This window comes from uncultured Brachyspira sp. (assembly GCF_944390595.1).
Lineage (GTDB): Bacteria > Spirochaetota > Brachyspiria > Brachyspirales > Brachyspiraceae > Brachyspira.
The window spans coordinates 1-8,545 of the sequence record NZ_CALXRN010000198.1 but is presented as its reverse complement, the minus strand read 5'-3'; the positions used below and the strand labels follow the sequence as shown (position 1 = coordinate 8,545).

Below are 8,545 nucleotides of genomic sequence, written 5' to 3'. Positions count from 1 at the left end.
TATTTTCTATACCTCTGTTGCTTGCACCGTCAATTTCTATAACATCAAGAGGAGTACCGTTTTCTATTTGAGTACAAGAAGGACAAACTCCGCAAGGCTTATCAGTAGGGCCATTAACACAGTTTAATGCTTTGGCTATAATTCTGGCAAGAGAAGTTTTACCTACACCATGAGCACCTGAAAAAAGATATGCATGTGCTATTTTTTTCTGAGCTATACTTTTTGATATTGTTTTTGTTATATGTTCCTGACCTATAACTTCTTCAAAAGTTTGAGGACGGTATTTTCTTGCTATTACTTTATAATTTTCTGCCATATTTATAGTATTCCATTAGTGAATTTGATATTGAGTAATTTTAACAAACAATTATTATTTGTCAATTTTTATTTATGCTCCTGCCATTTGCATTCTGTTATATGCATATCAGTAAATACAGCTTTAAAAGATGAGTTTTCCGGACTGCATGCATATATTCCAAAACTTATTTCATCATCAGCTTTAAATAAATGAAATATTCTCATTTGTTTAAAATTTGTTATATCTTCACTGCATTCAATTAAAAAATCTCTTTCTCTTCTGCTCAATCTGTACCACATTTCTTTTATAGAAGAGGATATATCTTGAGTAGCCCAATCAGAATAACCGTTATTTGTAACAACACTTCCTAAACGCTGATAATTTTCATTCTCATATTCTACAGATGCCTTAAACCAATTTTCACTGTCTATATAAATTGCTACTCCGCATTGATCAAAACGATGTACGCTTTCAAATTTTGTTTTTACTATAAATGAAAAATATTTATCTTTTGTTTTGGTTTGAAGAACAGGGGCATTATCATTTTGAAAACCATAATATGTTCTTTGCCATAAATCTGTATTAGGTTCTGTGTATATTTCTATTTTTTCATTATCAATTATTGTTTTTTTAGGTTCTCTTATCCAAAATAATTTTTCATCTAAAAATTTTTTATTCATTTTATTTTCCTGAATATTATATTTTGTATGATTAAAAACTTACTTTATCCGGATGATGTCCTGAACCCCCGCAGTATTCCATAGAATTTATAATTTTCATGTCTTCATCGCTTATATTAAAATCAAAAATTTCTGTATTTTCTTTTATGCGTGAAGAAGTTACAGATTTTGGAAGAGGCAATGTATTATTTTGCAAACACCATCTTATACAAAGCTGAGCAGCAGATTTATTGTATTTAGCAGCTATTTCTTTTAATGTGCTGTTGTTAAGCATTTTTCCTGTACCGAGAGGACTCCATGCTTCTATTAATATATTATTATCATTGCAGTATTTAACTGTTTCTTCCTGCATAAAACCAGGATGAAATTCTATTTGATTAACCATAGGCTTAACTTCTGTTTCCATTAATGATTTTAAATGATGGGGCATGAAATTTGATACGCCTATGGACTTTATTTTACCGGCTTTATAAAGTTCTGTCATAGCTTTCCAAGTTTCTAAGTTGATATTATCCCAGTCTTTGAACTGATTTTGTGAAGCAGGCCAATGTATAAGATATAAATCGAGATAATCAAGCTGCAAGTCATTAAGAGTTTTATCAAAAGCAGCTAATGTTGTTTTATATCCTCTCTCTTTATTCCAAACTTTGCTTGTAATAAATAATTCATTTCTGTTAATACCGCTTTCTTTGATTGCTTTTCCAATGCTAACTTCATTTCCATATATTGCTGCTGTATCAATATGTTTATATCCTAATTTAACAGCATCTTTTACTGCATTTACAGCTGTATCTCCGTCAGGTGTCTGCCAAGTACCGAATCCTATGCATGGTATTTTATATCCGTTATTTAGGGTAAAAGTATCATTCAAACTAGAAAAATCTTTCATATATTGTTCCTTTTATTGATATTGTCATTTATATAATATATTAAAAACTAAAAAATATATGTATATAATTAAAATTTATTAAGCATTTTTTTATAATACCGAAACTATTGGAAGCAGAATTTTTATTCTTTAAGAAAAGGCGGAAATATATGTATAAATATATGATAGAGGGTTCAAACAATATCGGGGGAGTATTAAAGGTATCAGGTTCTAAAAATGCATCTTTGCCTTTTCTTGTGGCATCCATTTTAACAGATGAGCCTGTTATACTTCATAATGTTCCGGATTTGGTTGATGTTCATGTTCTTATAGATATATTAGAGCCTTTGGGAAAGAAAGTTGATTTTAAAAACAATACTACTGTAATAATATCTCATAATGGTAAAAGTGAGGAAGCTCCTTATAAATTAGTAAAAAAAATGAGGGGTTCTATTATAGTATTAGGACCATTGCTTGCAAAACGTAAGCATTGCAAAGTATCATATCCAGGCGGATGTGCTTTCGGTCCTAGGCCTATAGATTTGCATTTAAAAGGAATGGAAGCATTAGGTGCTAAAATAGATATAACAGCAGGATATATTGATGCCAGAGTAGAAGACAATTTGATTGGTGCTGATATGGATTTATCCGGCAAGTTCGGACCTACAGTATTAGGCACTGATAATGTTATGATGGCAGCTGCTTTAGCTAAAGGAACTACTATTATAAGAAATGCTGCTATGGAGCCGGAATGTACTAATTTAGTAGATTTGCTTAATGTTATGGGAGCAAAAATTACAGGCGGCGGTACTAATACTTTAACTATAGAAGGCGTTGAAAGTCTTCATGGAGCAGAATTTACTGTTATACCGGATAGAATAGAAACAGGAACTTTTTTAGCTATAGCTGCTGCAGGAAGAGGTAAATTAAAATTAGAGAATGCAGAACCTAAACATTTAACTTGCGTTCTTGATTTGCTTTCAGATATAGGCTGTGATATAAAAACTACAGAAACTACTATAGAAATAGATGCTTCCAATAGAGAATTGAAGCCATTTAAAGTAGAAACTTTGCCTTATCCTGGATTTCCTACAGATTTACAGGCTATTTATACAACATTGGCTTGTACAATTAAGGGTAAAAGTGAGCTTATAGAAGGCATTTATCCGGATAGATTCAGTCATGTACCAGAGCTTATTCGTATGGGGGCTGATATTGAGTTAAATACTTCTGATATAGTTGTAAACGGAGGAAATGAATTATCAGGAGCAGATGTACAGGCAAGTGATTTACGTGCTGGTGCTGCTTTAGTTGCTGCCGGTGCTGTTGCTAAAGGAATTACAAATGTTCATAGAATATATCATATAGAAAGAGGCTATGAAGATTTAGAAAATAAATTGAAAAGTATTAATATAAATACTAAAAAATTAAAAGATGATATTTTATAAATATCTCTTAATAATATATAGAAGATAATATTTAATCAGGGGGGATTAATAATGGTAAGAGGCGTATATACAGGTGCTAGCGGAATGATGGCTGAGCAAGCCAGACTTGATGTTGTTGCCAACAATTTGGCAAATGTAGATAAACCGGGATTCAAAAGAGATACAGTAAGTTTTAAGGCTTTTCCAGAGATGATGGCTGCAAGAACTGAAGATGACGGAGTTGTAATATTTCCGCTTGGTTCTACAGATATAAGACCTTATGTAGGCAGAATGGGAACAGGTGTTGAAGTTAATGAAGTTTTTACAGAATGGGAACAGGGTTCATTAAGAGAAACAGGCAATCAGCTTGATATAGCTTTAGCTGATAAAGGCTTTTTTGCAATTGAAACTCCTCATGGTGAGAGATATACTAGAAATGGAAGCTTTTTAATAGATAAAGATCATTATCTTGTAACTAAACATGGATATAAAGTTCTTGGAGAAAACGGTTATATACAAATTAAGACTAATAACTTTAATATAGATGAAGAAGGCAGAGTAAGTATCAATAGAAGATATCAGGACGGCAATACATTTGTACAGCTTAATGACAATGAATGGGAAGATGAAGAAATACTTGATACTTTAAAGATAGTAAGATTTGATAATGAAAGATATTTAAAAAAAGAAGGCGAATCTTTCTGGGTAGATACTGATATCAGCGGTCCTGCCTATATAGCACAAAAAGGTGTAGACAGACCTAAAGTATTATCAAGATTTTTAGAGATGAGCAATGTTAATCCTATAAATGAAATGGTTAGAATGATAGAGGTTCAAAGAGCCTATGAATTAAACTCTAAAACCATATCTACTCATGATACGCTTATAGGCAGAGTAATAAATGAAGTAGGCAGAGTATAATAAACTTATACTTTTATTATAAATAAATTTTGATAAAAAACATACGATAATATATAATAGTATATCATATACTTTGCATATTATTTATTATTCAATATAGAGGATATTATGGTTTTAGATAAATTGAAACAACATGTTATTAGTAGATTAAGACTTTTTATTATTCCTATATACTTATTAATTGATATAGTATTTTGGAATGCGTTTATGTTTATCATATATAGGGATCTTCCTCCAATATATGGTATAAAAATTGTCTTGGCTGTAGTTTCCTTTATTTTCTTTTTTAAATATTCCAGAAGATGGAGAGCCAATTTAGAAGTAAAATTTGCAAGTAAAACAATATTTGTATTTTTTATACTTTCACTTGCAGGAAGTATTTTAGAATTAATAATATATTCAGTAGTTAATGAATCATTTTTATATACTATATTAATAGCTTTATTTGCAGCAACTATAAATGCATGTCTATTATCTTTTATAGTTTCATTACTATTTAGGATGTTTTCTAAAAATTTTGAATTAGAAGAAAATGTAGTAACATTTTATATACCATTAACTGCCAAATTGGGACTCACTGTTTATTTGTTTTTTTCTTCTATAGTATTTGCTTTTCTTTTAAATTACTGCAGAGTTGAAGAAAATACGTATATTAATATGGTTAGTAATGAAACTTTAAATGAAGTTCTTAATGTAGCCGGAAATATAAGTGATTTTAATAATAAAGTAAGATCAGATATGATTTCTTATAATAACTTTGTATTGAGTATGTATGCAGGAAGAGATACTATAACAAGAAACATTATTCAGGAAGAATTTGTTAATAAACTTCCATATTATAACAATACACTAAATAATAATTATAACAGTATTTCTGTTAATATATATGATAAATATTTGGATACAGACTTGCCTTATTCTATATCCATAACTAAAGATGGTACATCCGGAAAATATTTAACAAGATCTTCAGATTCATTAAGTATGCATACATTCTTAGAAAATGATATAAAAGTTAACAATATAGCTTTTAACGTTAATGTATATGATAGAAACAGTATATATATATCTTCCTATTCAAAATTAAATTTATTTGGTAATGATTTGGGTTATATTATAACAGAAGCAGATATCAGCCATATAGGAAAAATGATTAAAAATAATGAAATACTATCTAAATGGTCTTATGTTTATTATAGAGTTAATGACAGAGATATCGTTTTGAGTTCTGACAGCAGATATATTTCAGAAAGAATTTCAGAGGTAATACAGTCTTCTGTAGAATTAAGTTCATATATTGAAAAATTTGAAAATAATCTAGAAAATAACATTTTTGATTCCGTAGTAAATATACCTATAGCTAATAATAATTCCATAGTAATAGTTTCTTATTTGAAAGAATTAAAATTGATAGCTTTATATTATAAAGATATCAATTCTATTATAGTAGAATCAAACATGGACAGCAGAATATTCTTATATGTTTCTTTACATATAGCTGTATTTGTTTTAGCCTTTGTTATATATATAGTTATTCTTAAATTCTTATTATTATCAATTAAAAAAGCTAATATATCTACAGAGGCTCTTATTGGTGTAAATGGTGATTTGAGAAAGAGAATTTCATCAAAAAATAATGATGAAATAGGAGTTTTAATATATAATTTTAATTTATTCTTATCCAGACTTGATACTTTAATAGGAGATTTAAAGTTAGAAAGTTATAAAGTTTTTGATGAAATAAAAATAATAGAAAAAGTTATTGATGAGAATACAAATAGAATTAATGATCAAAGCTCCAGTATTACAGAAAGTGTTGCAAGTGTTAATAATATAATTAACTCAATACAGAATGTTACAAACTCTACAGATCAGCAAAGACATGCATTTTCATCGGCTTCCATTGCTGTAGAGGAATTATTACAGACAATCTATAAAATTAATGATAATATGGAGCGTCAGTCATCAGCTGTAGAACAGACTTCAGCTTCCATTGAGGAGATGATATCCAATATTACATCTGTGGCAAAAAGTGTAAATAAAGCTGACAGTTTCTCTAAAAAATTACTTGTAGATGCTCATGACGGCGGTGATACAGTAGATGAGGTTATTGAGGCGGTTAGAGGTATTGAGGAAAGTTCTGACCAGATTAAAGAGATAGTTAACGTTATTCAGGGTATTGCTGAGCAGACTAACCTTTTGGCTATGAACGCAGCTATTGAGGCAGCGCATGCCGGAGAGCAAGGAAGAGGTTTCTCTGTTGTTGCTGACGAAATTAGATCTTTGGCTGAGCACACAGCTGATAACACTAAATCTATTACAAACATTATTAAAGCTATTACTAAAAGAATAGAAGAAACAGTGGAGCTTGCTAGTAACAGCGGTAAATCGCTTGATAACATACTTGATATGTCTGAAAATACAGCAAGAGTTGTTTCTGAAATTAATACAGCAAACAGCGAATTAGAGGTTGGAGGAAGAGATATTCTTGAAACTATCAGACACTTAAATAACATTACAACAGGTGTTAAAGAGAGTGTTAAAGAGCAGATGAACAGCGGTGATGTGGTGGACAGTCAAATTACATTACTTGACCAGATAACCAGAGAGGTATCTGATATTATTGAGGCAAATAGTCAGGGAGCTAAAGAGGTTGTACATGCTATGACATTCCTTAATGAATTATCTGTTAAGACAGTTGAGGGAAATAAAGAGTTCTACGAGGCTACTGCTAAATTAAATGAGATATTTAATAAATTCAATGAGTTTATGACTAAATTTGTTACTAATGCTGATAAAATTGAAGAAAAAGATAATATTGAAATTGATATGTCTTCTGATAATTATTATGTAGATAAGAGAATGGATATGGAGCTTAAGAGTCTTGAAGAAGAGTTTAAGCATGATAATGAAGGATTTAAAAATAATGAAGAGGTTTTAGAAATGCTTAAAGAAGATTTTCAAAACCCAGAGATGTTTGACAGATAAAAATTTATATAATATTGATATTTTTTAAATAAGTGAAGTATTATATGTAAAATATAAATACTTCGCTTATTTTTTTATTTGGAACATAAAGATATTTTTTATCACAACAAATATGATTTTAAATAAAAAAAATGAATTTTATTGACAAACATAAAAAAATAGTTATACTAAAATTTATAATATGTTTTGGATTGGATATGTCGCGTTATACTACAGCTGAAATCAACTTGTGTAATTTAAAAAATAATATGCAGAATATACGCATATTGTTAAATGGAGTAAAGTTACTTAATATAGTTAAAGCAGATGCTTACGGACATGGCATAATTCCTATATCTAATGCTTCAGAGAAATTTGGAGCAGATGCTTTGGGGGTTGCCACTGTTGAGGAGGGTATCATTATTAGAGAAAGCGGAGTAATGCTTCCAATAATAGTTTTATTCCAGCATTTTAAAGATGAATCGGAATTAGTTTGCCGATATAATCTTACTCCCATAATTAGTAATGATGAATGCCTTCTGTATTATGATAATTATTTGAAAAAATACGGCGGAAACTTAAGCTTATATATAAAGGTTGATACCGGATTAAATAGGACGGGTGCTAAGCCGGAAGATGTATTAGATTTAGCAAAAAAAGTTTTATCATACAATACTCTAAGCATAGAGGGAATCAATACCCATTATGCCGGTGCTGATATGATAGATGATTATGCAAAGGAGTTTACCAAAAGACAGATTAATATTTTTAATGAAGTTTTATCTAATTTAAAAGCTAATAATATAAGTATTAATAACTCTCATACAGCAAATTCAGCAGCATTAATCTCATACAGAGATACTTATTTTGATATGGTTCGTGCTGGTATCATACTATACGGATATACTTATTCTGATGCAGTTGATATAAAAGTAAAACCGCTGCTTAATTTAAAATCAAGAGTTGGTTTAGTGAGGAGGGTAAATAAAGGAGAAACAGTTTCGTACGGTATGACTTGGACAGCAGACAATGATACTAAAGTTGCTGTTATACCTATTGGTTATGCTGACGGAATATCAAGAAAATTATCTAATAATTGGGAAGTAAAGATTAATGGTAAATATTATCCTTTACGCGGAAAAGTGTGTATGGATACAATTATTGTGGACATAGGTAATGATAATATTAAATCGGAAGATGAGGTTTTAATATTTGGTGATGATGAAAAATTAAATGCTAAAACAATGGCGGAAAGAATTGGAACTATAAGCCATGAGGTGCTGGTAAATATAGGATATAGAGTTAAAAGACTTTATATATAAATAAATTAATTTTAGGGAGAAAAAAAATGGTTGAAATGATATCTCAAATTAATGGCGTCATC

At 29.8% G+C, this 8,545-nt stretch carries 6 protein-coding genes and 1 pseudogene; 4 read left to right on the top strand and 3 right to left on the bottom strand.

Annotated elements, in window-relative coordinates; genetic code table 11:
• The 3 genes and pseudogenes from Q0J90_RS12075 to Q0J90_RS12065 all read right to left on the bottom strand — a co-directional run.
• A pseudogene (locus Q0J90_RS12075) lies at positions 1–316 on the bottom strand (DNA polymerase III subunit gamma/tau); the annotation flags it as partial.
• 68 nt (positions 317–384) lie between these two features.
• Positions 385–978: a DUF1349 domain-containing protein gene (locus tag Q0J90_RS12070; protein ID WP_297278151.1), complete on the bottom strand. Its 594-nt coding sequence runs from the start codon at positions 976–978 to the stop codon at positions 385–387.
• 31 nt (positions 979–1,009) lie between these two features.
• Positions 1,010–1,867, bottom strand: a complete 858-nt coding sequence (locus Q0J90_RS12065) for an aldo/keto reductase (RefSeq protein WP_297278150.1) — start codon at positions 1,865–1,867, stop codon at positions 1,010–1,012.
• Positions 1,868–2,016: 149 nt separating this feature from the next.
• On the opposite strand from Q0J90_RS12065, the gene murA reads away from it, so the two are divergent.
• The 4 genes from murA (at position 2,017) to alr (ending at position 8,483) form a co-directional block, all read left to right on the top strand.
• Positions 2,017–3,294: a UDP-N-acetylglucosamine 1-carboxyvinyltransferase gene (gene murA, locus Q0J90_RS12060; protein WP_297278149.1), complete on the top strand. Its 1,278-nt coding sequence runs from the start codon at positions 2,017–2,019 to the stop codon at positions 3,292–3,294.
• Between the two features lie 51 nt (positions 3,295–3,345).
• Entirely contained in the window at positions 3,346–4,194 is an 849-nt protein-coding gene (gene flgF / locus Q0J90_RS12055) for a flagellar basal-body rod protein FlgF (protein WP_297278148.1), read from the top strand.
• Positions 4,195–4,302: 108 nt separating this feature from the next.
• Complete coding sequence (locus tag Q0J90_RS12050) at positions 4,303–7,182, top strand: methyl-accepting chemotaxis protein (RefSeq protein WP_297278147.1); 2,880 nt, start codon at positions 4,303–4,305, stop codon at positions 7,180–7,182.
• 197 nt (positions 7,183–7,379) lie between these two features.
• A complete protein-coding gene (gene alr / locus Q0J90_RS12045; RefSeq protein WP_297278146.1) occupies positions 7,380–8,483 on the top strand; it encodes an alanine racemase in 1,104 nt (367 codons plus the stop codon).
• The last annotated feature ends 62 nt before the right edge of the window (positions 8,484–8,545 follow it).

Excerpts from the sequence above, each read along its gene's own strand:
- Q0J90_RS12070 (WP_297278151.1), bottom strand. The coding sequence starts at position 978 with ATGAATAAAAAATTTTTAGATGAAAAATTATTTTGGATAAGAGAACCT.
- Q0J90_RS12065 (WP_297278150.1), bottom strand. The coding sequence starts at position 1,867 with ATGAAAGATTTTTCTAGTTTGAATGATACTTTTACCCTAAATAACGGA.
- murA (WP_297278149.1), top strand. The coding sequence starts at position 2,017 with ATGTATAAATATATGATAGAGGGTTCAAACAATATCGGGGGAGTATTA.
- flgF (WP_297278148.1), top strand. The coding sequence starts at position 3,346 with ATGGTAAGAGGCGTATATACAGGTGCTAGCGGAATGATGGCTGAGCAA.
- Q0J90_RS12050 (WP_297278147.1), top strand. The coding sequence starts at position 4,303 with ATGGTTTTAGATAAATTGAAACAACATGTTATTAGTAGATTAAGACTT.
- alr (WP_297278146.1), top strand. The coding sequence starts at position 7,380 with ATGTCGCGTTATACTACAGCTGAAATCAACTTGTGTAATTTAAAAAAT.